The organism is Ruegeria sp. YTSC004 (assembly GCF_059609805.1).
In genome coordinates this window covers 262,504-286,014 of the sequence record NZ_JBXWMJ010000001.1, presented here as the reverse complement: position 1 = coordinate 286,014, position 23,511 = coordinate 262,504, and the positions used below count along the sequence as shown (strand labels likewise).

At 57.5% G+C, this 23,511-nt stretch carries 22 protein-coding genes; 15 read left to right on the top strand and 7 right to left on the bottom strand.

All coding sequences use genetic code 11. The features are described 5' to 3' along the window. Positions 1-40: 40 nt before the first annotated feature. The 4 genes from betI (at position 41) to AC2FFP_RS01400 (ending at position 4,181) form a co-directional block, all read left to right on the top strand. Positions 41-613 carry a choline-binding transcriptional repressor BetI gene (gene betI / locus AC2FFP_RS01415; protein WP_496777947.1) on the top strand — a complete coding sequence of 191 codons (573 nt, stop codon included), beginning with the start codon at positions 41-43 and terminating at the stop codon, positions 611-613. Continuing rightward, positions 610-2,118, top strand: coding sequence for a choline-sulfatase (gene betC / locus AC2FFP_RS01410; RefSeq protein WP_496777949.1), 1,509 nt, complete (start codon positions 610-612; stop codon positions 2,116-2,118). Before betI ends, betC begins: the two co-directional genes overlap by 4 nt. A gap of 73 nt (positions 2,119-2,191) precedes the next feature. Further along, positions 2,192-3,850 carry a choline dehydrogenase gene (gene betA / locus AC2FFP_RS01405; RefSeq protein ID WP_496777953.1) on the top strand — a complete coding sequence of 553 codons (1,659 nt, stop codon included), beginning with the start codon at positions 2,192-2,194 and terminating at the stop codon, positions 3,848-3,850. A 91-nt stretch (positions 3,851-3,941) separates the two neighbouring features. Continuing rightward, positions 3,942-4,181, top strand: coding sequence for an HP1242/YdcH family protein (locus AC2FFP_RS01400; protein WP_496724279.1), 240 nt, complete (start codon positions 3,942-3,944; stop codon positions 4,179-4,181). 66 nt (positions 4,182-4,247) lie between these two features. Here the strand turns inward: AC2FFP_RS01400 and AC2FFP_RS01395 are convergent, their stop codons facing one another. After that, entirely contained in the window at positions 4,248-5,648 is a 1,401-nt protein-coding gene (locus AC2FFP_RS01395) for a helix-turn-helix domain-containing protein (protein ID WP_496843568.1), read from the bottom strand. Between the two features lie 65 nt (positions 5,649-5,713). Continuing rightward, the gene (locus AC2FFP_RS01390; RefSeq protein WP_496843567.1) at positions 5,714-6,919 is read right to left on the bottom strand and encodes a multidrug effflux MFS transporter; all 1,206 of its coding nucleotides are present in this window, start codon (positions 6,917-6,919) and stop codon (positions 5,714-5,716) included. Between the two features lie 183 nt (positions 6,920-7,102). Here AC2FFP_RS01390 and AC2FFP_RS01385 point away from each other — a divergent pair, with 183 nt between their 5' ends. From AC2FFP_RS01385 to AC2FFP_RS01375, 3 genes are all read left to right on the top strand, one after another. Continuing rightward, positions 7,103-8,635, top strand: coding sequence for an acyl-CoA carboxylase subunit beta (locus AC2FFP_RS01385; RefSeq protein ID WP_109313344.1), 1,533 nt, complete (start codon positions 7,103-7,105; stop codon positions 8,633-8,635). 110 nt (positions 8,636-8,745) lie between these two features. Continuing rightward, positions 8,746-9,231 carry a DUF6497 family protein gene (locus AC2FFP_RS01380; RefSeq protein ID WP_496880638.1) on the top strand — a complete coding sequence of 162 codons (486 nt, stop codon included), beginning with the start codon at positions 8,746-8,748 and terminating at the stop codon, positions 9,229-9,231. A 136-nt stretch (positions 9,232-9,367) separates the two neighbouring features. Then, positions 9,368-9,721, top strand: a complete 354-nt coding sequence (locus AC2FFP_RS01375) for a hypothetical protein (protein WP_058276835.1) — start codon at positions 9,368-9,370, stop codon at positions 9,719-9,721. Positions 9,722-9,807: 86 nt separating this feature from the next. On the opposite strand, the gene AC2FFP_RS01370 is transcribed toward AC2FFP_RS01375, so the two are convergent. After that, positions 9,808-10,965 carry a DcaP family trimeric outer membrane transporter gene (locus AC2FFP_RS01370; protein ID WP_496767860.1) on the bottom strand — a complete coding sequence of 386 codons (1,158 nt, stop codon included), beginning with the start codon at positions 10,963-10,965 and terminating at the stop codon, positions 9,808-9,810. Between the two features lie 650 nt (positions 10,966-11,615). On the opposite strand from AC2FFP_RS01370, the gene AC2FFP_RS01365 reads away from it, so the two are divergent. Both AC2FFP_RS01365 and AC2FFP_RS01360 read left to right on the top strand, forming a co-directional pair. After that, the gene (locus tag AC2FFP_RS01365) at positions 11,616-11,819 is read left to right on the top strand and encodes a hypothetical protein (protein ID WP_058275656.1); all 204 of its coding nucleotides are present in this window, start codon (positions 11,616-11,618) and stop codon (positions 11,817-11,819) included. 117 nt (positions 11,820-11,936) lie between these two features. Continuing rightward, entirely contained in the window at positions 11,937-13,982 is a 2,046-nt protein-coding gene (locus AC2FFP_RS01360) for an ATP-binding protein (RefSeq protein WP_496843565.1), read from the top strand. A gap of 76 nt (positions 13,983-14,058) precedes the next feature. Here AC2FFP_RS01360 and AC2FFP_RS01355 read toward each other — a convergent pair whose 3' ends face one another. Next, positions 14,059-14,505, bottom strand: a complete 447-nt coding sequence (locus AC2FFP_RS01355; protein WP_496767865.1) for a DUF4174 domain-containing protein — start codon at positions 14,503-14,505, stop codon at positions 14,059-14,061. 168 nt (positions 14,506-14,673) lie between these two features. Between AC2FFP_RS01355 and scpA the strand changes: the two genes are divergently transcribed. The 6 genes from scpA to AC2FFP_RS01325 all read left to right on the top strand — a co-directional run bounded on the left by scpA (position 14,674) and on the right by AC2FFP_RS01325 (position 20,129). Further along, on the top strand, positions 14,674-16,800 hold the full coding sequence (gene scpA / locus AC2FFP_RS01350; protein ID WP_496843564.1) for a methylmalonyl-CoA mutase: 2,127 nt from the start codon (positions 14,674-14,676) through the stop codon (positions 16,798-16,800). A 104-nt stretch (positions 16,801-16,904) separates the two neighbouring features. Then, a complete protein-coding gene (locus AC2FFP_RS01345; protein ID WP_496767868.1) occupies positions 16,905-17,507 on the top strand; it encodes a VOC family protein in 603 nt (200 codons plus the stop codon). Beyond that, positions 17,504-18,028, top strand: coding sequence for a GNAT family N-acetyltransferase (locus AC2FFP_RS01340; protein ID WP_496767870.1), 525 nt, complete (start codon positions 17,504-17,506; stop codon positions 18,026-18,028). The genes AC2FFP_RS01345 and AC2FFP_RS01340 overlap by 4 nt, the downstream gene beginning before the upstream one ends. A gap of 9 nt (positions 18,029-18,037) precedes the next feature. Beyond that, positions 18,038-18,718: a TerB family tellurite resistance protein gene (locus AC2FFP_RS01335; RefSeq protein ID WP_496724299.1), complete on the top strand. Its 681-nt coding sequence runs from the start codon at positions 18,038-18,040 to the stop codon at positions 18,716-18,718. A 3-nt stretch (positions 18,719-18,721) separates the two neighbouring features. Beyond that, positions 18,722-19,717 carry an endonuclease/exonuclease/phosphatase family protein gene (locus tag AC2FFP_RS01330; protein ID WP_496724301.1) on the top strand — a complete coding sequence of 332 codons (996 nt, stop codon included), beginning with the start codon at positions 18,722-18,724 and terminating at the stop codon, positions 19,715-19,717. 37 nt (positions 19,718-19,754) lie between these two features. Next, entirely contained in the window at positions 19,755-20,129 is a 375-nt protein-coding gene (locus tag AC2FFP_RS01325; RefSeq protein ID WP_496724303.1) for a hypothetical protein, read from the top strand. 3 nt (positions 20,130-20,132) lie between these two features. Here the strand turns inward: AC2FFP_RS01325 and AC2FFP_RS01320 are convergent, their stop codons facing one another. The 3 genes from AC2FFP_RS01320 to AC2FFP_RS01310 are packed head-to-tail and all read right to left on the bottom strand — an operon-like array spanning position 20,133 to position 23,491. Next, complete coding sequence (locus tag AC2FFP_RS01320; RefSeq protein WP_058276844.1) at positions 20,133-21,677, bottom strand: Ppx/GppA family phosphatase; 1,545 nt, start codon at positions 21,675-21,677, stop codon at positions 20,133-20,135. A 49-nt stretch (positions 21,678-21,726) separates the two neighbouring features. Further along, positions 21,727-22,416 (bottom strand): HdaA/DnaA family protein, encoded by a 690-nt coding sequence (locus AC2FFP_RS01315; RefSeq protein WP_496767883.1) that lies wholly within the window; start codon positions 22,414-22,416, stop codon positions 21,727-21,729. Between the two features lies 1 nt (position 22,417). Then, positions 22,418-23,491 carry an AI-2E family transporter gene (locus AC2FFP_RS01310; protein WP_496767885.1) on the bottom strand — a complete coding sequence of 358 codons (1,074 nt, stop codon included), beginning with the start codon at positions 23,489-23,491 and terminating at the stop codon, positions 22,418-22,420. Between the last annotated feature and the right edge of the window lie 20 nt (positions 23,492-23,511).

Genomic DNA, 23,511 nt, shown 5'->3' with positions numbered 1-23,511 from the left:
GCCCTTAGCGTTTTCTCACTATACTTAGTGAGGGATAGTGATGCCGAAACTCGGAATGGAGCCAATCCGCCGTGACGCGATCGTCAAGGCAACAATTGCCGAACTCGGGTCGAAGAAATCCCTTGATGTGACTGTCAGCCAGATTGCCAAACGGGCAGGTATGTCCAGCGCGCTGGCGCATCATTATTTCGGTGGCAAAGATCAGATATTTCTGGCTGCCATGCGCCGCATCCTGTCGGACTTTGCCGACGAGGCTAGACAGGAGCTGAAGAATGCTGTTCCGCAGAAACGAGCGCAGGCCATTATCCGGGCCTGTTTTGCACCATCATGTTTCACACCGGATGTCATCGCTGCGTGGATGACATTTTACGTGTTGGCCCAAACCAATGATGACGCCTTGCGCCTGTGGCAAATCTATCAGGCGCGTATCCGGTCGAACCTGACCCACGCCCTGCGCCCGTTGTTGAACGATCCGGCCGAAGCGGCCGAAAACATGATCGCCCTTATCGACGGGCTATATATCCGCGCCGCACTCAGCGCGCCGGAAGAACCGCAGCTGGCGGTCAATCACGCGATGCGTGTCCTCAATACTCTGCTCGAGGCTGAAAAATGACAAAACCGAACATTCTGATCCTGATGGTGGATCAGCTGAACGGGACCCTCTTTCCAGACGGTCCCGCTGACTGGCTTCACGCTCCGAACCTGAAGAAACTGGCGGAACGCTCGACCCGGTTTGCCAATGCTTATACGGCTTCGCCGCTTTGCGCGCCGGGGCGGGCCAGCTTCATGTCCGGTCAGCTGCCTTCGCGCACGGGTGTTTATGACAACGCCGCAGAATTCCGCAGCGACATCCCGACCTATGCACACCATCTGCGCCGCGCGGGCTACTACACCTGCCTGTCCGGCAAGATGCACTTTGTCGGCCCAGATCAGATGCACGGGTTTGAGGACCGCCTGACAACCGATATCTATCCCGCCGATTTTGGCTGGACCCCCGACTACCGCAAACCCGGCGAGCGGATCGACTGGTGGTACCACAATATGGGTTCGGTGACCGGCGCAGGCGTGGCCGAGATTTCCAACCAGATGGAGTATGACGACGAGGTCGCCTATAATGCCAAGGCCAAGCTCTATGATCTTGCGCGTGGCAAGGATGACCGCCCATGGTGCGTCACCGTCAGCTTTACGCACCCCCATGATCCCTATGTGGCGCGTCGCAAATACTGGGACCTCTACGAAGATTGCGAACACCTGCAGCCCGAGATTGCGGACATTGGCTATGACAATCAGGACCCGCACTCTAAGCGCATATTTGACGCCAATGATTGGCGCAGTTTCGACATCACAGAAGAAGACATCCGCAAGTCGCGCCGCGCGTACTTTTCCAATATCTCATATCTGGACGACAAGATCGGTGAAATCCTCGAGGTGCTGGAAACAACCCGGCAAGAGGCGATCATCATGTTTGTCTCGGATCACGGCGACATGCTGGGTGAGCGGGGCCTGTGGTTCAAAATGAACTTTTACGAGGGATCGGCACGCGTGCCGTTGATGATTGCCGCGCCGGATATACCGGCAGGCCGTATCGACACGCCGGTTTCGACAATCGACGTCACGCCAACCCTAGGCGCACTGGCGGGCGTAGATATGGCCGAGATCGCGCCGTGGACCGATGGCGAAGACCTTGTGCCTCTGGCCAATGGCACCGAACGAACTGCCCCGGTGAAGATGGAATATGCGGCCGAAGCCTCGTATGCGCCGCTGGTTTCGCTGCGCTATGGTAAGTGGAAATACAATCGCTGCGCGCTGGACCCCGATCAACTGTACGATCTGGAAAATGATCCGCATGAATTGGAAAACCTCGCGGAACACCCAGAACACGCAGGCACGCTGGAAACTTTGCGCGCGAAATCTGAGGCACGCTGGGATCTGGACCAGTTCGATGCCGACGTCCGTGCCAGTCAGGCGCGCCGCTGGGTTGTCTATGAGGCGTTGCGGCAGGGTGGGTATTACCCGTGGGACTACCAGCCACTGCAGAAGGCATCTGAGCGCTACATGCGCAATCACATGGATCTGAATGTCGTAGAGGAAAACGCCCGCTTCCCGCGCGGCGAGTAACCTCTTCACCTTTTCGAAAATACGCCTGCCGGACGATCAGAAATTTGGTTCGGCGGGATATGGAGACCTGAAAATGGAAGCAGATTTCGTCATCGTTGGCGCAGGATCGGCAGGCTGCGCAATGGCGTATCGCCTGAGCGAGGCCGGGGCCTCGGTATTGGTGATCGAACACGGCGGGACTGATGCTGGTCCGTTCATCCAGATGCCAGCGGCATTGAGCTATCCGATGAACATGCCGATGTACGATTGGGGTTACAAATCCGAGCCCGAGCCGCACCTGAATAACCGCGAACTGGCTTGTCCGCGCGGCAAGGTTATTGGTGGATCGTCATCGATCAACGGCATGGTTTACGTACGTGGCCACGCGCGTGATTTTGACACTTGGGCCGAGATGGGCGCCGATGGCTGGTCCTATGCGGATGTGCTGCCCTATTACAAACGCATGGAGACCTGGCATGACGGTGGGCATGGTGGTGATCCGACATGGCGTGGCACCGATGGCCCGCTGCATGTTTCGCGCGGACCGCGTGAGAACCCTCTGTTTCAGGCTTTCGTCGATGCGGGACAGCAGGCGGGATACGAAGTTACCGGCGACTATAACGGTGAAAAGCAGGAAGGCTTCGGCCCGATGGAGCAAACCGTCTGGAAAGGACGGCGTTGGTCGGCGGCGAATGCGTATCTGAAACCCGCGCTCAAGCGCGATAACTGCGATATCGTGCGCGGACTGGCCTCAAGGGTGGTTATGGAAAATGGCTGCGCAATTGGAGTGGAATTGATCCGAGGTGGCAAGACTGAGGTCATCCGTGCGCGGCGCGAAGTGGTTCTTGCCGCGTCCTCCATCAACTCTCCCAAGCTGCTGATGCTGTCTGGCATCGGTCCGGCGGCGCACTTGGCTGAACACGGGATAGACGTTGTCGCAGATCGCCCGGGTGTGGGTGCGAACCTTCAGGACCATCTGGAGCTTTACATTCAGCAAGCGTCCTTGCAGCCGATCACGCTGTACAAACATTGGAACCTGATCAGCAAAGGTCTGATCGGGGCGCAGTGGCTGTTCACAAAGACCGGTCTGGGTGCATCCAACCAATTCGAAAGTGCGGCGTTTATTCGCTCCAAGCCGGGCGTAGAATATCCGGATATTCAATATCACTTCCTGCCAATTGCCGTTCGCTATGATGGCCAGGCCGCAGCCGAAGGTCATGGTTTCCAGGCGCATGTCGGGCCGATGCGCTCGCCGTCGCGCGGGGCGGTGACGCTGCGGTCGGCCAAGGTCGAAGACGCGCCGGTGATCCGCTTCAACTACATGAGCCATGAAGAGGATTGGGCGGATTTCCGCACCTGTATTCGCCTGACGCGTGAGATTTTCGGGCAGGATGCGTTCAAACCTTATTCGGGAAAAGAAATCCAGCCGGGTGCGGACGTGCAGTCTGACGAAGCGCTCAATGCCTTTATCGCGGAACATGCCGAAAGCGCGTATCACCCTTGTGGAACCTGCCGGATGGGTCGGGCAGATGACAAAAACGCTGTGGTCGATCCCGAGGGACGCGTTATTGGCGTGGACGGTCTGCGCGTTGCCGACAGTTCAATCTTCCCACAGATTACCAATGGCAATCTAAACGCGCCGTCTATCATGGTGGGTGAGAAGATGTCCGATCATCTGCTGGGTAAGGATGCCCTGCCAGCAGCCAATGACCAACCTTGGATTAATCCCCAATGGGCGGTTGCGCAGCGATGATCGAAAGCATGATTTGATCCGCGTCAAAGATTGACGGGGACCGGACGAATAGACTTGAATCGCAACAACATATTTTGAGGAGCGAACAGGAATGTCCCATACCCCGCACGAACTGGCCGAAGAGTTTCCGGACAAGGTTGAGCTGATGAGCCAGCTTAAGCAAACAGACGCTCATTTTTCACGGCTGGCGGACGAGTATCATGAGATCAACCGCGAGGTTCATCGTGCCGAAACCAATGTAGAACCGATGGATGATATCGCTGAGACAGATCTGCGTAAAAGACGTGCGGTTCTGAAAGACGAGATCTGGGCGATCTTGTCCAAGCCCTGAAAAACAGCGGGGGCTCTGCCCCCGTCGCGGCACGCCTTCCGCGGGATATTTTAGGTCAGGTGAAGATCAGGTGACTTCATAGGGCAAGGTGCCGCGGGTATGGGCGTCGATTGTCAGACGTCTTTCCAATGGCGGGACCGATCGCTGATGACAATTCGGCCGCTCGCAGATACGGCAGGATATGCCAATTGGCTCGTAAGCGCTGGCGTTGTTGAAATCCAGATTGTCGGCATAAACCAGCGCCTCGGCGTGGCGCACCTCGCAACCTAGTGCAATCGCATAACGGCGCACAGGTGCGCCGTATGAGCCGCCCGATTTCGACACGTCCCGAGCTAAAGATATATACTGAACACCATCGGGTGTTTCTGCAAGCTGTCGTAGGAAGTGGCCGGGCGTTTCGAAAGCGCGATGGACGTTCCATAGGGGGCAGGCGCCGCCGAACCGCGCAAATTGCAGACGCGTGGCCGAGTGTCTTTTGGTGATCGTACCAGCCTGATCGACGCGCACGAAAAAGAACGGGATGCCTTTTGCGCCGGGCCGTTGCAGGGTTGAAAGCCTGTGCGCCACCTGTTCGATTGATGCCCCAAACCGGTTGCTAAGCAGTTCAAGATCGTGACGATATTCCTGCGCTGTGGCCAGAAATTTGGCATAAGGCATCAATGATGCGCCGGCGAAATAGTTTGCCAGCCCGATCTTGGCAATGGCGCGGGCTTCATCGCTGTGAAATTTGGCAAAATCCAGCGTTGCTTCAAGAAGTTTGTCCTGGCTGATCAGTGCAACCTGCAACAACAACTGAAACACCTGAGTTTGTGGTGCGGTTCTGGACGAAAGCTGCAGAGTTTTGTTCTCTGCGTCGTACTTTCGGGTTTCATCGATGTCCGGGAATTGTGCCCGGATGCCACGCTCTGCGAGGCTGTCCAGGGCTGCCGCACGTATGCCGCCTGCATCCCCGGCGCGCCCGGCAAATCGTTCAGCCGCGCGGTCCACCGCGTCGATGTAGTTGTCGCAATAGTGGAAGAAGTCCCGCACTTCCTCCCATGGGCTAGCCTGGATTTGTGCGTCTTCGCGCCCCAATGCTTCGTCAAGGGAGGCCAGGCGTTCATGCGTCTGACGATAGGTGCGGTGCAGGGCAATGAAGGCCCGTGCCAGAGCGGGTGCGTTTGAAGCCGTGAGGCGGAGATCGGCGAGCGGTGGAACAGCGTCGTCAAAGACCGGATCGGCCAATGCTTCGCGCATGTCCGAGACCAGACGCTCACTGTCGCCGGTGCTCAACTCGGTGACATCCATTCCGAATTCTTGCGCCAGCGCCAGAACGACCGTAGTCGAAATCGGACGGTTGTTGTTCTCCATCTGGTTCAGATAGGGCAGGGAAACACCCAGTTTAGCGGCAAATTCCTTTTGGGTAAGTGACAAGCGCGTACGCATTTCACGCAGCTTTGCACCTGCATAAAGTTTCTGAGTCGCCATGATGAGCCTTTGCAACTTTCCTAAATCGGTAAGCTAACTTTGCAAACCGTCATAGGCAAGCCGTGTCAAAGGCCTAGTTGCCGTTCGCGTCGAATGACAGACAAAATTGCGCAGACCGCCAGGACCGAGGTTGTCAGCATTAGCCAGAGCAAGGGCATTGCACCGGTTTCGTGCGTTAGCAAAGCTCCTGCAAGGGCGCTGAGGCCCGCGCCGCCGCCCAGCATGATCGCTCCACTCAGTCCGGATGCTGTGGCGGCCAGATGCGGTCGCACCGAAAGCGCGCCGGATGTCGCGTTGGGAATCGTCATGCCGTTTCCAATGCCGACGAAGGTCATGAATCCAAAAAAGCTGAGCGCTGTTCCGAAGCCGGCCAGAAACAAGATGGCGGACATTGCAACGCCTGCTGCGTTCAGCCAGCAGCCCCAAAGTACCATTCGATTGACGCCGAAGTGAACGGAATAGCGACCGCTGAAGAAGTTACCAAAAAAGTACCCTACAGCTGGGGCGCCAAAGTAGATGCCGACCTCGGCGGCGCTGAGGCCGAATAGTTCGGTGCCGATAAAGGGAGCGCCGCCCAGATAGGCAAAGAAGGCGCCAGACGACAGCGCGGATGACAGCGAATAGCCCCAAAATCGCGGGGAACCCAGCAGTTCGGGGTATTCCCGGAATTGTTGAACCAGTGTTTTGCCGCTCTTGGCTGAGGTTTCGCCAAAATCTAAGTAAGTTAGCACCAGCGTCATTACGCCAAGAACGAAGGGCAGCCAGAAGTTGGCTTTCCAGCCAAAGCTCTCCTCCAACAGGCCTCCGATCGCGGGTCCGATCATGGGGACAATGGCCATGCCCATCGTTACATAACCGATCATCGACGCCGCCTGGTCCTGATCATATAGGTCCCGAACCGCCGCACGGCTAAGAACCATGCCGACCACGATGATTGCCTGACACATTCTGAAAACAAGAAAAACCTGGACGTTGGGTGCATAGATGCAGCCCAACGTAGCCACTAAAAAAAGGACCAACCCCCAAAGTAGAACGGGACGGCGCCCCGCCTTGTCGGCAATTGGTCCGATCAGGATCTGAAGCACCGCATTGACCAGCAGGTACAGGGCAATCGACAGCTGCATGACCTTGTAGTCGGCCTTAAAGTGCAGTGCCATATTGGGCAGGCTCGGCAAAAACAGATTGAGGCTGAGCGCGGACAATCCGGACAGCAAAACCAGAGTGGTAATTTTAGGAGGCGAGCGATGCGCCGACGAAGAACTAAACTGCATAGTTCACGTGTATAGTCACCACGGATAAGAATGCCATCCATCACGCGTTTTGTGAGTGAAAATTAGCAAGTTTACAATATTCACCAAGGTGATTGGAAAAGATTTGCAAATTTGCCGAAAGATACTTTGGTCTTGCGGCATCTACGTATAGTGTCCGGCCAGATTTTACAGGGGATCATCGTTATGAAAGACATCCTTTCCGAACTTGAAGACCGTCGCGACAACGCGCGGCTGGGTGGTGGACAAAAGCGCATCGACGCACAGCACTCGCGCGGCAAACTGACTGCGCGGGAACGGGTCGAACTGTTGCTGGATGAAGGCAGCTTTGAAGAATTTGACATGTTTGTCAGCCATCGGTGCACCGATTTCGGGATGGAGAAGCAAAGGCCAGCGGGTGACGGTGTCGTTACTGGCTGGGGTACGATCAATGGCCGCATGGTTTATGTGTTCAGCCAGGACTTTACAGTCTTTGGCGGCTCACTTTCGGAAACCCATGCTCAGAAGATCTGCAAGATCATGGATATGGCCGTTCAGAACGGTGCACCGGTGATTGGCATTAACGACTCGGGCGGGGCGCGAATTCAGGAAGGCGTGGCGTCGCTGGCTGGTTATGCCGAGGTGTTCCAGCGCAACATCATGGCGTCAGGCGTGGTTCCGCAGATCAGCGTGATCATGGGGCCTTGTGCTGGTGGCGCAGTCTACAGCCCGGCGATGACAGACTTTATCTTCATGGTCAAAGACACCTCGTACATGTTTGTGACCGGCCCCGACGTGGTCAAGACGGTCACAAACGAAGTGGTTACCGCTGAGGAACTGGGTGGGGCGTCGACCCATACCAAGAAATCCTCGGTTGCTGACGGAGCGTTTGAGAACGACGTTGAAGCACTGGCCGAGGTGCGCCGTTTGGTTGATTTCCTGCCGCTCAACAACCGCGAAAAGCCGCCAGTGCGCCCGTTCTTTGACGAACCCGACCGTCTGGAAACCTCGCTGGATACATTGATCCCCGACAACCCTAATACGCCGTACGACATGAAGGAACTCATCACCAAAGTGGCGGATGAGGGTGATTTCTACGAAATTCAGGAGGATTTTGCCAAAAACATCATCACCGGGTTCATCCGGCTTGAAGGGCAGACAGTGGGCGTTGTAGCCAATCAGCCGATGATTCTGGCCGGTTGTCTGGACATCGACAGCTCGCGCAAGGCCGCGCGGTTTGTGCGGTTCTGCGATTGCTTCGAAATTCCGATCCTGACGCTGGTGGACGTACCTGGATTCCTGCCGGGGACGTCGCAGGAATATGGCGGAGTGATCAAGCACGGCGCCAAGCTGTTGTTTGCCTACGGTGAAGCCACGGTGCCAAAAGTTACCGTCATCACCCGTAAGGCTTATGGTGGTGCCTATGATGTTATGGCGTCCAAGCACCTGCGCGGTGACTTCAACTATGCCTGGCCTACAGCCGAAATCGCGGTGATGGGCGCAAAGGGCGCGACCGAGATCATTCACCGTGCCGATCTGGGCGATGCCGAGAAAATTGTGCAGCACACGCAGGATTATGAGGACAGGTTTGCGAACCCGTTTGTCGCGGCCGAGCGTGGCTTTATCGATGAGGTGATCATGCCTCAATCGACCCGCCGTCGCGTTTCGCGGGCCTTTGCCAGCTTGCGGAACAAGCACGTGAAAAACCCGTGGAAAAAGCACGACAACATCCCTCTTTGAGGGGATGTGCAAGGAAATCTGCCCGGCCAAAACGGTTTGGACAGCGTCTCTGACAAACGGTCAGGGCAGATTACTTGGGTGCAAAATTGACTTTGAGGCCACAACTGCTAATGAGTTGCCCAATCAGACATAGAACAGCGCGGGCCGAAAGCCAGGCGCGCGCGATCCCGGAGAGAGGAGCTCGCCTGAGGCGGGTCCGGGATCGCGCCTTAGCTGTGGTGCTGTCTATTTTTGCGGTCCCCGTTCTGGCTGATACCGAAAACCTGTTGCCGGTCCCGTCCGGACAGCCAGTGCACCTGAGCGACGTACTGCTGGACAATAACCCCGGTGAGCTTTGGGTGCGGTTTCGCTTTATTGCGCCCAAGATCGGTTCGGATATTGGCCGAATCGGGTACGATGTCGCCTCGGTCGATATGGAGCATCTGTGCCAGACGCTGGCGGTTACCTATGTCGCCAAGTACGAATTGGACGCTGCCCGGGTGGTCATTTCCCTGTCTGACCGACCTATCGAATTCGGCCGTACATCCCCTGACGCCACGCAGTTCTTTGAAGCCTACCGGCTGGAACAGTCCCGGTGTATCTGGGAGGGGCTTTGACCATGAATCGCGCTATTCATCCCGTCAGGGCATTTCTGAACAGCTACGCGGCTTTGGAGGTGCGCACCATGACATCATCCTGTGACGGATGTGAATATCTGATCCCCATGACCCCTTGTGCAACTGAGGTGGAACCATGCTGAAACATCGCGGATTTCCCGGGCGCCTGCCGGGTACTGACTTTCAGTTCATCATTCGTCGGGCCAATCCCAAAGGCGTGACGCCCCTGACCCGCCGCGAGCGGTTTCGAGATCGTAAACCCGCGGATAAGCGCGCGGATGCAGCCTTTATGGAAGCCCTGTGGGCGCATTTTGGCGACCAACCGTTTGAGCGGGGCAATTTGGATGCCGGTCGTCTTTGCTGGCTTTTCGAACGCGAGGTCATTCCGGCCGAAGATCCGTTTGATCCGGCTAGTTATGATGCGCTTTTGGTAATTGATCCGAATGTGGGCCGGATTTCCTTCCCCGAAATTTTCGACGGGGTGCGCTGATCGTGCAAACCGCTGTCGCACATACCTTCGTGGTGCCGTCAGAGCCCGGAACCCTGCCCACATCGGGGCAGGGCCGGAATGTGCGGTCAGAAGTTCAACTGGGCTGCCAGTTGAATGCGATTGCTGTCAAATGTGCGCCCGGTCGGTGCGTCGTTTCGTTCGCCGTAGAAAAATTCGGCGCTAAGGGTCAGATTGTCGGTCGCCTTGTAGAAGGCGTTCACGTGGATCGTTTCAACTTCGGTAAAGGACAGGGTCCCGGTCGAGGTCGGCAGATCATAGTTTTCTTGCCCGTAGGCGATGCCGACATTCCATTTGGGGCTCAGTTCCTGGCGGAATTCCACAGTGAATCCGTCCACGTCGTTGGCCTGTCCGTTGACGATGGCGTCACCGGCAGCGATCAGGTAGGGGCCCAAAGCCTCGCCGTCGACATAGTTGACCTGAAACAGACCGCCTTGCCAGGGCCGGATGCCAGCCGAGAGGGTATAGCCGGTCTGATCCACTTCGACCGCGCCGGATTGTGCCTTACCGTACAAAGCCGAGGCGCGGGCCAGGTAGGTGCCGTTGTTGTATTCGATGGAGCCGGTCAGGACGGGATCATTCGAATCCGAGCCGCCAACGTTCTCCTCGATCGCCACCGCAAAGGTTGTGTCAGAGCCCAGCGTGTTCGTATAGCGCACTTGAGGAACGCGAGCGAAAGGAATGCCAACGGGGCCGTTGAATTCGACGGTCGTGGGATAGGTGTCGAGCGGCTGGAAGTTGGTCCAGTATTGACCGATCAACCAGTTGTCGCCAATGCGGATATTGGCGTGGCGCAGGCGCAGTTCAGCAGGCCCATCCGTCCCGCCGGAAAACAGGTCCAGTTCCAGCTGGCCCGCAATATCGCCGATGGCAGACGGCGTATTGGTCCGAAGCCCGATGCGCGATTGGCGCACGGTGGCCCCAAAGGTGCCGCTGGTGGCGTTTGCTGGCTCGCCAATTCGGGTCGCATCGGCAAGGTCGCCCAGTTCAAAGTCGGTGTCGTAGAAGAAATCAGCCTTAACGTACCCATAAACATCAAGCGTGGTGTTTCCGATTCGAAGATCGCCAGTGCCAGCGCCGGGTTTTGCTCCCTCGAGGGCCTCGACGCGGGCACGCAGGGCATCAAGTTCCGTTTGCGTCTGGGCGTCTTGGGCGAAAGCAGCCGCGCCGGACATGCCAAGCGCGGACACGGCAAGCAGCAACGCCGTTTTTCTCTTTGCAATCATGTGGATATTTCCTTGTGTGCGAGTGTGCACGGGTACCGTTCCACGCAAGAGAACTTGAGGGAAATCACGAGAACGGGATGGGAATCTCCTAGTTTCTCAAGGAAACGTGCAAAATTATCGGGCCGTTTTCACCCTAAGGTGAACAGATCGGTTAACCCTTTGCGTTTGAAAAGACAAATTCAGGCGCCCTTTTTCGCAACCCGTGATGTTGCAGGCGCAGAAACAGACCAATTGCTGAGGAAAAGTAACAGCAACGTGACGGCATTGGCCTCGCGTTTCACCCCCAAAACTGCATCCGATCTCGGCGCGAATCTGCGCGCGCATTCGCCCAATGGGCGATTTCCAGCCGGAATCCTGACCGGAAACAATACTTTGTTTACGCATTTGATTGTGCCAAGCAACCTGACTAAGCCGTGCGGCTCTACTTTGCCTGCGTCGCACAAGCACCTACTATTCCGTACCCCTTCCTTCCGCGGGCAGGCTTGTGATGTTCACAAAGTCCTGCCCGCGTTTTTCTTTGCGCAATATCCAAGCGTAAAGCGGCACAAATCTGCGCAAAACTCTGTTCAGGACGGCCTGTTATTGAATAACAAGGTCGAAATCGGACATCTGCCCCGGAACGCATCAAGAATTCCAAAGGGGCAGATATCATGCGAATCTCGAAACTCGTTCTTGCAATGGCGACCTGCGCAGGCCTTGCCGCCTGTGGTGACACGACGGGCGAACAGGCGCTGCTTGGCGGCGGCGCAGGCGCCGTCGGGGCGGCTGTTGTCAGCGCCGACCCGCTGTTCGGCGCGGTTGTCGGCGCGGCGGGCAATGTCCTGTACTGCAAGACACAAAACAACTGTAGGTAAAACCGGGTTTTTCGGGGCGCGCGTCGCCCCGACCGTCATCGCGCATCACGCCGTCGTGGGGAACGTTCCCTGCGGCGGCGTTTTGCGTTCTCAGAACATCAAGACAAAGGACGTTCCATGTTTAACAAGATCCTGATCGCCAACCGGGGCGAGATCGCCTGCCGGGTCATCAAGACAGCCCGCAAGATGGGTATCGGCACCGTTGCTATTTATTCGGACGCAGACAAGAACGCCTTGCATGTGTCGATGGCGGATGAATCGGTGCATATCGGCCCGCCGCCTGCGAACCAATCCTACATCGTTATCGATAAGGTCATGGAGGCCATCCGCCAAAGTGGCGCGCAGGCGGTTCACCCCGGTTACGGCTTTTTATCGGAAAACTCCAAATTCGCCGAGGCGCTTGAGGCGGAAGGCGTGGCCTTTGTCGGCCCCCCGGTTGGAGCGATTGAAAGCATGGGTGACAAGATCACTTCGAAAAAGATCGCGCAAGAAGCCGGCGTTTCGACCGTTCCCGGTTACATGGGCCTGATCGAAGACGCCGAAGAGGCCGTTAAGATTTCCAACGAAATCGGCTATCCTGTCATGATCAAGGCCAGCGCCGGCGGCGGCGGCAAAGGTATGCGGATCGCTTGGAATGATGAAGAGGCGCGCGAAGGCTTCCAGTCGTCTAAGAACGAGGCGGCAAACTCGTTCGGTGATGACCGTATCTTTATTGAAAAATTCGTGACCCAGCCGCGTCACATCGAAATTCAGGTCCTTTGCGACAGCCATGGCAACGGCATTTATCTGGGCGAACGTGAATGCTCGATCCAGCGTCGGAACCAGAAAGTGGTCGAAGAGGCACCGTCGCCGTTCCTGGACGAGGCGACCCGTAAGGCGATGGGCGAACAGGCCGTGGCACTGGCCAAGGCCGTGGACTATGCCAGCGCCGGTACGGTTGAATTCATCGTCGATGGCGAAAAGAACTTCTATTTCCTGGAAATGAACACGCGTCTTCAGGTGGAACACCCGGTCACCGAACTGATCACCGGTGTCGATCTGGTTGAGCAGATGATCCGAGTGGCGGCGGGTGAAAAGCTGTCGATCACACAGGACGACGTGACCCTGACCGGCTGGGCCATCGAAAACCGCCTGTATGCCGAAGATCCGTATCGCGGCTTCCTACCGTCGATTGGTCGTCTGACCCGCTATCGTCCGCCGCAAGAGATTGCCTCTGGTCCGCTGTTGGTGAACGATAAATGGCAAGGTGAAGCGCCCGAAGGTGAAGCCGCCGTGCGCAACGACACCGGCGTCTATGAAGGCGGCGAGATCAGCATGTACTATGACCCGATGATCGCCAAACTGTGCACCTGGGCCCCGACCCGCGAGGCGGCGATTGAGGCGATGCGCGTAGCGCTGGACAGCTTTGAGGTCGAAGGCATCGGCCACAACCTGCCATTCCTGTCGGCTGTGATGGACCATCCGAAATTCGTCAGCGGGGACATGACCACGGCCTTTATCGCCGAGGAATATCCCGACGGTTTCGAAGGCGTTGAACTGTCCGAGGCCGACTTGCGCCGCATCGCGGCTTCCTGCGCAGCCATGCACCGCGTGGCCGAGATTCGCCGCACCCGCGTTTCTGGCCGGATGGACAATCACGAACGCAAGGTCGGCTCTGATTGGGTCGTCACACTGCAAGGGCAGGAATATGCAGTTGAGATTGATGCGGATCGCGATGGGTCATCCGTGACGTTTTCAGACGGTACCACCGTGCGGGTCACTTCGGACTGGACGCCGGGCGATCACTTGGCGGTGCTGGACGTCGATGGCAGCCCGCTGGTTCTGAAAGTCGGAAAAATCTCGGGCGGGTTCCGTATTCGCAACCGGGGCGCAGACCTCAAGGTCCATGTCCGCACGACGCGTCAGGCCGAGCTGGCGCGTATGATGCCCGAAAAGCTGCCGCCGGATACTTCGAAAATGCTGCTGTGCCCGATGCCCGGCCTGATCGTGAAGATCGATGTCGAAGTAGGGCAGGAAGTGCAGGAAGGTCAGGCGCTGTGCACTGTTGAGGCGATGAAGATGGAAAACATCCTGCGCGCCGAGAAGAAAGGTGTCGTGTCCAAAGTCAACGCAGGCCCCGGCGACAACCTGGCCGTGGACGACGTGATCATCGAGTTCGAGTGATCATGATCGCGTTTTCACCATATCTCCGTGGTTTCCCGGCGGTTCGCGCCGGGAGCTTTGGGCGTGGCGAAAGCGCTCAGCCGCCGTCGCGTCGTTCGCGGATTTCACGTTCGCGCAGGGGCGTTTTGTCGATGGAACGGCCGATTTCACGTGTGCTCCACGGCGAAGGTTTGCGCAGTTTGACCACGCCGTCCTTGTCGACGAACACCATCTGGAAGCCGCGCGGGCGCAATTGTGACCGGATCGGAGATCGGGCGGACGGATCGGTATCGGTCAGCACGACCACATCCCGGTCGCGCATGGCCTCTTCGCCTTCCAGAAGCATGTCGATTTGCTGCCGGAAACGCGGGTCGGCTGGGGTATCGGCAAAGACGACGATGGGCCGGTTGACCCATAAGTATTCGCTCAGCTCGCTATCACCAGCGGGGCGGACAAAATCTTCATCGGCGGGCGCAGACCCATCTGCCGCCATCGCGACCAGCGGGAATAGTGCCGAGAAAACAAGGGCAAGCGTTCGTGTCATAGGGCCTCCTGTTCGTTTGAATATAGCCTCTGCGCCGGTGAATGCGACCGGCGAAATGCACGCAGGCTTCAAAATATCGCGTTTACACCTGCCGCGACGCGCGGCACCGAACGTTAAAACGCGCAGGCCAAGCCTGTTCGCGACCCGAATTGAGAAAAGGAATACGCAATGACCGATACGATAGACTGGCAGGCGCTGGCCGAGAAAGAGCTGCGCGGACGCCCGTTGGACGACCTGACCAAAGAGACTTTGGAAGGTATCGACGTCAAACCTCTTTACACGCAGGAAGACACCGCTGAGCTGCCGCATATGGGGTCGCTGCCTGGGTTCGGTCCTTTTACGCGCGGTGTGAAGGCGACCATGTATGCGGGCCGCCCTTGGACGATCCGCCAATATGCGGGTTTCTCGACCGCTGAAGAATCAAACGCGTTCTATCGCCGCAATCTGGCGGCCGGTCAGCAGGGTGTGTCGGTCGCTTTCGATCTGGCGACGCACCGCGGCTATGACAGTGACCATCCGCGCGTTGTCGGTGACGTGGGCAAGGCCGGTGTGGCAATCGACAGCGTCGAGGACATGAAGATCCTGTTCGACGGTATTCCGTTGGATAAGGTCTCGGTCTCGATGACCATGAACGGCGCGGTGATCCCGATCCTGGCAAGTTTCATCGTTGCAGGCGAAGAGCAGGGGCATGACAAATCCGTCCTGTCCGGCACCATTCAGAATGACATTCTGAAAGAGTTCATGGTCCGAAACACCTATATTTACCCGCCTGAGCCTTCGATGAAGATCATCTCGGACATCATTGAATTCACATCGAACGAGATGCCGAAATTCAACTCGATCTCGATCTCGGGCTATCACATGCAAGAGGCCGGGGCGAACCTGGTGCAGGAACTGGCCTATACGCTGGCCGACGGGCGTGAATACGTCCGTGCCGCCACGCAGGCTGGCATGGATGTCGACAAGTTCGCTGGGCGTTTGTCCTTCTTCTTTGCTATCGGCATGAATTTCTTTATGGAAATCGCCAAATTGCGCGCCGCACGTACTCTGTGGCACCGGGTGATGACGGATTTTGGCGCGAAATCCGAACGCTCCAAAATGCTACGAACTCATTGCCAGACTTCGGGCGTGTCGCTGCAGGAACAGGACCCGTATAACAACGTGATCCGCACCGCCTATGAGGCGATGAGCGCGGTTCTAGGCGGTACCCAGTCTCTGCACACAAACGCGCTGGACGAGGCGATTGCGCTGCCCACTGATTTCTCGGCCCGTATCGCGCGGAACACGCAGCTAGTTCTGCAAGAGGAAACCGGTGTGACCGATGTGGTCGATCCGCTGGCCGGTTCGTATTACATCGAAAGCCTGACCAACGAGTTGATCGAAAAAGCCTGGGCCTTGATGGAAGAGGTCGAGGAAATGGGCGGCATGACCAAGGCCGTTGCCAGCGGTATGCCCAAGCTGCGGATCGAGGAAAGCGCCGCCCGCCGTCAGGCCATGATTGACCGGGGTGACGAGGTGATCGTCGGCGTCAACAAGTACCGCAAGGAACAGGAAGACCCGATCGACATTCTGGACGTCGACAATGTGGCCGTGCGCGAAGCTCAGGTCGCGCGATTGGAACGTATCCGTGCAACCCGTGACGAAGCCGCCTGTCAAACGGCACTGGATGCTCTGACCAAGACCGCCCGCGAGGGTGGAAACCTGCTGGCTGCTGCCGTTGAGGCCGCCCGCGCCCGTGCATCCGTAGGAGAGATCAGCATGGCAATGGAAAAAGAATTCGGTCGCCACCGCGCCGAAGTGAAAACGTTGGCCGGTGTCTATGGCGCGGCATATGAAGGCGATGAAGGCTTTGCTGCGATCCAGAAATCCATCGAAGAGTTTGCCGAGGCCGAAGGCCGCCGTCCACGCCTGCTTGTGGTCAAGATGGGGCAAGACGGGCATGACCGCGGTGCCAAGGTGATCGCAACCGCCTTTGCGGATATCGGGTTTGACGTGGATGTAGGCCCGCTGTTCCAAACCCCGGCTGAGGCCGCGCAGGACGCCGTGGACAACGACGTGCACGTCATCGGTATTTCGTCGCAGGCAGCGGGGCACAAAACACTGGCACCGCAGCTAGTAGAAGAGCTGAAGAAAGCCGGTGCCGAGGACATTCTTGTAATCTGCGGCGGGGTGATCCCGCAGCAGGATTATCGATTCCTCTATGATCACGGCGTCAAAGCGATCTTTGGCCCGGGCACCAACATCCCCGAAGCCGCTCAGGACATCCTGCGCCTGATCGGTGAAGCGAAAGGCTGAGGGTTTCAAAGATTTTCGTCGAAAAATCTTGTGATCCACCGCCTTTAAGGAAAACATGCGACCAGATCCGATAGGGTTTGGTCGTTTTTCATAGGAGGCGCTGCGTGTTACTGGATCATCTGGCGGTTGCGGGCGAAACGCTCGAAGAAGCGTCTGCCCATGTCGAACAGGCATTGGGAGTACCGCTGCAGGACGGCGGCAAGCATGAAAGGTTTGGCACATATAACCGCCTGTTAGGATTGCGAGACGGCTTGTATCTTGAGGCCATCGCGATTGACCCACAGGCACCGAATCCGCATAGAACCAGATGGTTCGATCTGGACCGGTTCAAGGGCGTGCCGCGCCTTACCAACTGGATATGCCGGGTGCCGGACATTTCAGCCTCGTTGACCGTGTTTCCGGATGGGGTGGGCCACCCGATCGACCTGGCCCGTGGCGCATTGAGATGGCAAATGGCGGTTCCGCCAAACGGGCGTCTGCCCTTCGACAATCTGTTCCCGGCGCTTATTCAGTGGCACGGAGATTTGCATCCGGCAAATATGCTGCAGGATAGCGGATGTTGCTTGCGTCGGTTGGTGGTTTTTCACCCGGACGCGCTGGAGCTAGCCAGGCTGCTAGGCGAAATGGACGCTGTGGTTTTCGACACTGGCCCGGCCGCATTGCGGGCAGAGTTCGAAACACCGCATGGGAAACGCGTTTTGGAATGAAAATCAGACAAGCCAAAGCTGCGGATGCCAAAGAGATAGCTGCGATCACCAACGCAATCATCCGCGACACGCTGGTAACATTCACAACCGACGAACGCAGTGTAGACAGCATTGCGCGTGACATCGAAGCGCGCGGTCCGGCCTATCTTGTGGCTGAACAGGACGACCAGATTCTTGGGTTTGCCACCTATGGTCCGTTTCGATCCGGTCCGGGATACGCGCAGTGCCGAGAGCTAACGATCCAACTGGCCACTGATGCGCGTGAACAAGGTACGGGGCGCGTTTTGATGCGGTCGCTTGAGGCCGCCGCCCGGGCAGAAGGAACTCATGCACTGGTTGCGGGAATTTCTTCGGCAAATCCGGCGGCAGTTTCTTTTCACGCGGCCGTGGGCTTTGTCGAAGTCGGACGCATGCCCGAGGTTGGGTTCAAGTGGGGGAAACGCCTGGACCTTGTGCTGATGCAGAAAATTCTTGCCACAGACGGTTTGGTTGCACCTGACAGTCCCGATTTGGGACGCTAGGGTGCGCTCATGTCGATCTGGATCCGTATATCCGATGCGCTAAGCGCGCTTGCCCAGGGTGAAAGCCTTACCGCAGTCTTTGAAAAGCTGCGCTCGCCGCCAGAACGGTCGGTGGCCTTCACCATCGCCGTGATCGCATTGGGCGCGAAAATGGCCAAGGCTGACGGGCAAGTGACGCGAGATGAAGTTACGGCGTTTCGCGACGTGTTCCAGATTGCCCGCGATGACGAGGAAGGCGCGGCGCGCGTGTTCAACATGGCCCGCACGGATGTTGCGGGTTATCAGGATTACGCCCGTAAGATCGCGCGCATGTTTTCCGAAGACAGCAACACGCTGTGCGATTTGATGGAGGGGTTGTTCCACATCGCCATGGCGGACGGGTTCTATCACCCCAACGAAAACGAGTTTCTGGAAGAGGTCAGTCATATTTTCGGCCAGACCGATGCGCAGTTCATGGCCTTGCGTGCCCGTTTTGTGCCTGATGCGCCCAATGATCCCTACACGGTTCTTGGGGTGCCACGGGACATGCCGTTACCCGATATTCGTAAGGTCTGGCGGCAACTTGTGCGCGAAACACATCCCGATGCGATGTTGGCACGTGGTGTCCCAGAAGAGGCCGTACGTTTGGCTGAAAAGAAGATGATCGACATCAACCGCGCCTGGGACGAAATCAACGGCGCGCAGGCCTGAGGCATGCGCCTCGCGACCTATAACATCGAGTGGTTCGCTAATCTGTTTGATCGTCATGACGAACTGGTCGCTGATGACAGTTGGTCAGGTCGCCATGATGTCACGAAAGCGCAGCAGATCGAGGCTATCGCCAAGGTTCTGACGGCGATCGATGCGGATGCTGTGCTGGTTGTCGAAGCACCAAACACAGGGAAATCTCAGAACACGGTCCGCGCGCTACAAAACTTTGCCGAGACATTCGATCTGCGCGCCAGCGAAGCCGTGATGGGATTTGCCAACGATACGCACCAAGAACTGGCCTTGTTGTACGACCCGCGCGTTCTGACGGTGCGACATGATCCAAAAGACGGAGGGCAACGGGCTCCGCGTTTCGATCAGGTGTTTCACATCGACCTCGATATCGACGCAACCGAGGATCAGGTGCAGTTTTCCAAGCCGCCTATGGAATTGGCAGTTGAAACCAAGGCAGGCGAACGGTTCCGTCTTATTGGCGCGCATCTGAAGTCAAAGGCGCCTCATGGGGCGGAAACCCGCGATGCGGCGATCCGCATCTCGATCGCCAATCGTCGGAAACAGCTGGCTCAGGCGATCTGGCTGAGCAGGCGGATCAAGGCGCATCTGGCGGCTGATGAACAGTTGATCTTAATGGGCGATCTGAACGATGGTCCGGGGCTGGACGAATTCGAAAACTTGTTTGGTCGCTCATCGGTTGAAATCCTGCTGCAATCGGGGTTGTTCGACCCCCACGCGGATACGGCCTTTGGGTCAGAACCGGGTGAACGCCCGTCGACCGCGCGCTTTTATCGGCCCCAAGATCGCGGGTATCTTGAGGCGTTGCTGGACTATATTATGATCAGCGATGGGTTAAAGGATCGTCGCCCGGACTGGCGCATATGGCATCCGTTTCGCGATCCGGCTTGCCGTGATGCGCAGGATCTACATGCAGCGTTGCTAACCGCGTCTGACCATTTCCCTGTCACTCTGGATATCGAGCTGTGATCTTTCAACCGCGTTTCAGTTGCCCTATATTTTCGATATGAAACGTTTCATTCCAATCTGCGCGTTGACCGTCACTATGGCCCTTCCGGCTTTTGCCGAGGAAGAGGGGAACAAATCCCTGATAGAGCAGGGGGCAGAGCTGTTCTTTGAAGGCTTGCGCCAGGAGATGGAGCCTGCATTGGATGAACTGCTGGGCCTGGCCGAACAGTTTGGCCCTGCAATGCAGTCATTTATTGCGGAAATGGGGCCCGCCTTGGCCGAGATGGCAGATGAGATTGAGGATTGGAGCGCCTATGAAGCACCCGAGATCCTGCCTAACGGCGATATAATTATCCGCAAAAAGCCGCCGCAGGACCCAGAGATACAGCCAGAGATCCCTGAAGGCCCGCCCGAGGGCGAAACCGAGATTTGATATCTAGCCCCGGATGATGACGCGAGTCTCGGATTTCAAAGCGTTGCCGAGTGACTTTAGCCGTGCCTCGGCCACTTCGTTGAACAGGGGGCGTGCTGCAGTTGGCAAGAACAGGTCCAGTTGTTGCTTCTTGGGGTAAAATTTCAAAGTCGCCATCGGCGCATCGTTCTGCATCCACAGCATAGCACCAAACCGCATGGCCTTTCCCAAAATCTCGGCCTGTTTCTGGTCTTTCTCGTCTAGGAGTTCGTACAGTGCGGTGAACCGGTTGCCCTCGCGTTTGTTGCGATACCGGTGTTGCAGGGCCAGCCCGATATAAACTCGCTCCGAGTGCTTCAAGCCGCCCAGATTGGCACGTGTGACGTAGTCGAAACAGACCTCGGCGCGATAGTCAGGATGTGCGCGCCAGCTGACGTCGTGCAACAGACAGGCCGCCTTTATCAGGCGGATGCGCGCGGGTGGGGCTGATTTGAACAGCGGCATCACGAAATCGAGCAGATGTTTTCCGAAACCGGGCAGGCGGGCGTCCTTGGCTTCGGAAAAACGGCTCGCCTCGATCAACGGATCGCGGTCTCGGAGGTTTTGTGGCATCTGCTCGTAAAGCAGACCCTCGCGGATACCATAGCTGGAAATGGCGATATCCTTGGGTTTGAACGTGCGGATCAAGCGTGCCAGCACATCCATCGCATAGGGGATCAGTGCCATCCGTGATCCCGACACACCGGCTTTGCTGCGCAGCTTTTCCGGGTCACCTTTTTCGATGAATTTAATGGTCTCGCGCACCTGCTTGGTGGTCATGCGATATTCATGCAGCACGTTCAGGGGATAACCCCGACGCAGCATGTCCAGACGCGCAAATGCTCGCCAGCTTCCGCCCACTAGGAACAGGCGATCTCGTTGCGGCCCCATCTGGTCGCGCAGATCCTCCATCGTGACCTTGATGTGTGCCTTGCGCGCACGCCGCCCACCTTTGATGTCCCGCAGTTTCAGCGGCCCCAGCGCCGAGGTCAGGCGCCGACCGACACCGCCGTCTCCGATCTCGGCCAATTCCATTGAGGACCCGCCAATATCGCAAATCAGCCCATACGCACCTGGCCATCCCAGCAGGACACCCTGCGCGGACAGGCGTGCCTCTTCATCGCCGTTGATGACCGATACGGTCAGGCCGGTTTCGGCTTTGACTTCGGCACAAAACTCGGGGCCGTCTTCGGCCTCACGCACGGCTGCGGTGGCGACGACATGCAGGCCGGGCAGGCCAAGGTCATCGGAGAGTTGGGCAAACCGGCCCAAAGCGGCCAAGGCGCGTTTGCGACCCGTTGGGTTAAGCCGCCCCGTGTCTGAAAGGCCCGCGCCGAGCTCGCACATCACTTTTTCATTGTAGAAATAAGCCGGTGAGCGCGCGGCACCGTCAAAGATCACCATCCGGACTGAGTTTGATCCGACGTCAACCACGCCCACGCGTGACAGAGCTCGGGCTTGGGGGTCATCAAAGAGGGGTTTTCCGAACGGACCCCAGTCAGGGATTTCGGTAACGACAGTTTGATCCATGTCTCTTCCAGATATTCCGCGTGCAGAATGCGAGATGACCCGGCGTGGGTCAATTCCCAGATTGGATATCATCTAAATCTGCGCTCAAAACACGCACCGCCAAGGCGCGGGTAATGTCGCGCTTTTCCGATAGGGCAAGCTGGTCCAGTTGCGCCACAACACTGGCGGCAGTTTCAAAGCGCCGGTCCATATGTTTGACCAAATAGGCGATGACCTCAGGGCTGGGGTTCAATTGCCGGTCCACGAACAGCTTGGCCAGAACCGCGCCCAGCAATGCGTCATCCGGCGGGTCAAGCGCTACGTGATGCGCGCCCTCGATCCGGCTTTGGAGATCGGGCAACGGAAGTTGCCAGAAATTAGGGGCCAGCCGCCCAGTCATGAGAAGGGCGTTGCCTTCGGCCAACACAAGATTGTGCAAGTGAAACAGTGTTTTCTGTTGTTCTAAGTCGTCCGCGATCATCGGGACGTCTTCAACCGCGACAGGCGCGCGTGCCAGATCCGGCACGTCTTCGTGACGCACATCCGTGGCCTGAATGATCCGACCACCGGTTTCCGCCGCCCAGACATGTGCCAGATGGGTTTTACCTGCACCCGCAGGGCCGCTCAGAACCAGTTTGTTGCCCGGCCAGGACGTGGCCGAGATCATGGCAACCGCAAGTGCATTCGCGGGAGAGACGAAAAAATCCTCACGCCCCAGCGCAGTTTTCGCCGGAAGATCAAAGCTTAGCTGAAGGGCCATACTACAGGTCTTCCTGATCCGCGCTTTCGAGGCCGGTATACAGGCGGCTGCCCAAATAGACCGATGTTGCATACCGCGCCAGCACTCCCAGCGCTGCGGCAACGGGCACCGCGATCAGCATCCCGACAAAGCCGAACAAGGCACCGAAAACTGACAGAGCCAGTAGCAACCACACTGGGTGCAAACCCACTGAGCTACCTACCAGCTTTGGCGTCAGGAAATTGCCTTCGGTTACCTGGCCCAGCGCAAAGATCCCGGCAACCAGACCGATATGCGCCCAATCCCCCCAGAACTGGAACAGCGCCAGACCGATGGCCAGCGTGCCGCCGATAAGCGCGCCGAGGTAGGGAATGAATGTGACCAGACCCGCGATGAAACCGACGATCAGTCCGAACTGCAGGCCGACCGCCATCAGTGCCACGGCGTAATAGGTGCCAAGGATCAGGCAGACCGTGCCCATGCCGCGCACGAATGAGGCCAGAACGGCGTCAATTTCACCGGCCAGTCGTTTGATCGTCGGGGCGTGATCGCGGGGCAGTAGATCACCGATCCGGGCGATCATGCGGTCCCAGTCCAACAGCATGTAGACGGCCACAACCGGAACAATGACCAACAGAACGACGACGTTGATCGCCGAACCCAATGAGGCAGCGACGGATTGCAAGACATCGCCTGTTTTGGATTTCAGCGTTTCACCCAGTGAGACGAGGAATTGGTGCGAATTGGATTCGCGGTCCAGAAGGGACGGGAACTGTTGTTCGATGAAGCTGCGCAGCTGTTGGAACAGGCTTGGCATAACTTCGACCAACTCGATCAACTGGGTAATCAGCGCGGGAACAACCATCAGGATTGCCAGAGCAAAGCCCAGAATGCCAACAACTGTGATGATCGCAGTGGCTGCCATGCGCGACAGGCCCAGATTTTCAAGACGATCTGCAATCGGGTCAAGGAAATAGGCGATTGCACCGCCAATCACAAAGGGTAGCAAAACGTCTCCAAGTGCCCATAGGCAAAGCACAAAAATGGCAGCCGCGACGCCCCAATACCTGAGTTGATCCTTTACCGGCAAGGCCATGCTTGTCCCCTTGTTTTTGG

Bases quoted from the DNA above. Each gene is read 5' to 3' on its own strand.
- AC2FFP_RS01320 (WP_058276844.1), bottom strand. From the start codon at position 21,677: ATGGATCAAACTGTCGTTACCGAAATCCCTGACTGGGGTCCGTTCGGA.
- AC2FFP_RS01360 (WP_496843565.1), top strand. From the start codon at position 11,937: ATGTTTAACAAGATCCTGATCGCCAACCGGGGCGAGATCGCCTGCCGG.
- AC2FFP_RS01385 (WP_109313344.1), top strand. From the start codon at position 7,103: ATGAAAGACATCCTTTCCGAACTTGAAGACCGTCGCGACAACGCGCGG.
- AC2FFP_RS01340 (WP_496767870.1), top strand. From the start codon at position 17,504: ATGAAAATCAGACAAGCCAAAGCTGCGGATGCCAAAGAGATAGCTGCG.
- AC2FFP_RS01315 (WP_496767883.1), bottom strand. From the start codon at position 22,416: ATGGCCCTTCAGCTAAGCTTTGATCTTCCGGCGAAAACTGCGCTGGGG.
- betI (WP_496777947.1), top strand. From the start codon at position 41: ATGCCGAAACTCGGAATGGAGCCAATCCGCCGTGACGCGATCGTCAAG.
- betC (WP_496777949.1), top strand. From the start codon at position 610: ATGACAAAACCGAACATTCTGATCCTGATGGTGGATCAGCTGAACGGG.
- AC2FFP_RS01355 (WP_496767865.1), bottom strand. From the start codon at position 14,505: ATGACACGAACGCTTGCCCTTGTTTTCTCGGCACTATTCCCGCTGGTC.
- AC2FFP_RS01330 (WP_496724301.1), top strand. From the start codon at position 18,722: ATGCGCCTCGCGACCTATAACATCGAGTGGTTCGCTAATCTGTTTGAT.
- AC2FFP_RS01395 (WP_496843568.1), bottom strand. From the start codon at position 5,648: ATGGCGACTCAGAAACTTTATGCAGGTGCAAAGCTGCGTGAAATGCGT.
- AC2FFP_RS01335 (WP_496724299.1), top strand. From the start codon at position 18,038: ATGTCGATCTGGATCCGTATATCCGATGCGCTAAGCGCGCTTGCCCAG.
- AC2FFP_RS01380 (WP_496880638.1), top strand. From the start codon at position 8,746: ATGAGTTGCCCAATCAGACATAGAACAGCGCGGGCCGAAAGCCAGGCG.
- AC2FFP_RS01370 (WP_496767860.1), bottom strand. From the start codon at position 10,965: ATGATTGCAAAGAGAAAAACGGCGTTGCTGCTTGCCGTGTCCGCGCTT.
- AC2FFP_RS01390 (WP_496843567.1), bottom strand. From the start codon at position 6,919: ATGCAGTTTAGTTCTTCGTCGGCGCATCGCTCGCCTCCTAAAATTACC.
- AC2FFP_RS01375 (WP_058276835.1), top strand. From the start codon at position 9,368: ATGCTGAAACATCGCGGATTTCCCGGGCGCCTGCCGGGTACTGACTTT.
- scpA (WP_496843564.1), top strand. From the start codon at position 14,674: ATGACCGATACGATAGACTGGCAGGCGCTGGCCGAGAAAGAGCTGCGC.
- AC2FFP_RS01400 (WP_496724279.1), top strand. From the start codon at position 3,942: ATGTCCCATACCCCGCACGAACTGGCCGAAGAGTTTCCGGACAAGGTT.
- betA (WP_496777953.1), top strand. From the start codon at position 2,192: ATGGAAGCAGATTTCGTCATCGTTGGCGCAGGATCGGCAGGCTGCGCA.
- AC2FFP_RS01310 (WP_496767885.1), bottom strand. From the start codon at position 23,491: ATGGCCTTGCCGGTAAAGGATCAACTCAGGTATTGGGGCGTCGCGGCT.
- AC2FFP_RS01365 (WP_058275656.1), top strand. From the start codon at position 11,616: ATGCGAATCTCGAAACTCGTTCTTGCAATGGCGACCTGCGCAGGCCTT.
- AC2FFP_RS01325 (WP_496724303.1), top strand. From the start codon at position 19,755: ATGAAACGTTTCATTCCAATCTGCGCGTTGACCGTCACTATGGCCCTT.